This window comes from Halobacillus sp. BBL2006 (assembly GCF_000786645.1).
Classification (GTDB): domain Bacteria; phylum Bacillota; class Bacilli; order Bacillales; family Halobacillaceae; genus Halobacillus.
This window is the reverse complement of record NZ_JRNX01000781.1, coordinates 1-660: the sequence shown is the minus strand read 5'-3', so window position 1 is coordinate 660 and position 660 is coordinate 1. Positions and strand designations below refer to the sequence as shown.

The 660-nt window shown below is 42.6% G+C and carries 1 protein-coding gene; it reads right to left on the bottom strand.

Annotated features, from left to right (window positions below; translation table 11 throughout):
- On the bottom strand, positions 1-656 hold a 656-nt coding region (gene mutY, locus LD39_RS19610), incomplete at its 3' end, for an A/G-specific adenine glycosylase (protein ID WP_081988524.1).
- Positions 657-660: the final 4 nt, after the last annotated feature.

Below are 660 nucleotides of genomic sequence, written 5' to 3'. Positions count from 1 at the left end.
TTCTGTTTTTTCTTTGAAGATTTAATCGGAAGCTCTGTTTCTATCCCTTCTTCAAATGCACGGCATTGCTCCTGAATTGGACAAAGCATGCAGGAAGGCGTTTTAGGTGTACAGATGAGGGCACCTAATTCCATTAAACCTTGATTAAAAGAAGATGGATCTTCTATGGAAATCAATTCACGCACTAGCTCTTCGAAAAGCTTTCTTGTACTTTGCTTGGCTATGTCCTCCTCCACATGAAGGATTCTGGATAATACCCGCATAACGTTGCCATCGACGGCAGGCTCGGGAGTATCATAAGCAATGCTTAGAATGGCCCCCTTTGTATAGGGTCCCACGCCTTTCAGTTTTCCAACCTCATCTGGATCGTTAGGAACAACTCCACCATATTCTTCAACAACTTCACGAACAGCGTTTTGCAAATTTCGAGCACGGGAATAGTAACCTAAGCCCTCCCATGCTTTCAATACCTCTTGCTCATCAGCATCAGCTAACGCCTCTAAGGTAGGAAATTTAGTTAAAAAGTTATTAAAATAAGGAATAACGGTATCAACTCTCGTTTGTTGGAGCATAATTTCTGATACCCAGACCCGATAAGGATCTTGATTTTCTCTCCAAGGCAAAATCCGCTGCTCCTTTTGAAACCAGTCAATCAGACGC